General features: G+C 62.0%; 1 protein-coding gene. It reads right to left on the reverse strand.

The window, feature by feature from the left end; all coding sequences use genetic code 11:
* Positions 1–362, reverse strand: a 362-nt coding sequence (locus tag NTD86_RS17790; protein WP_262204125.1) for an Ig-like domain-containing protein, incomplete at its 3' end; no start/stop codon positions are given.
* Between the last annotated feature and the right edge of the window lie 12 nt (positions 363–374).

Below are 374 nucleotides of genomic sequence, written 5' to 3' on the forward strand. Positions count from 1 at the left end.
GCCTCACCTTTACCCGTCAGCAACAAGCCATCGAGACTGACTTTAAGATCAGTCGCAGCTGCCGGTGCGGTGGTATCACCCGCCACCACTGGCGCCGCTGCCGACACGTTACCGGCCTTGTCGGTCAGCGTAACGTTGAGGCTCTCGCCATTTTTTTGTGCAGGGTTGAGGGTCGCAGTAAACGAACCATCCGCCCCGACTACACCGGTACCCACTTGCGTGCCGGCGGTGTTTTTCACGATGACCGTGCTGCCCGCTTCACCTTTACCTGTCAGCGACACGCCATCAACGCTCACAGCAAGGTTGGTCGCAGCCGCCGGTGGCGTGGTATCACCCGCCGTCACCGGCGCCTGCGCCGACACGTTGCCCGCCTT

Origin of the sequence: Pseudomonas sp. 7P_10.2_Bac1, from assembly GCF_025465935.1 — a bacterium.
Classification (GTDB): Bacteria; Pseudomonadota; Gammaproteobacteria; order Pseudomonadales; family Pseudomonadaceae; genus Aquipseudomonas.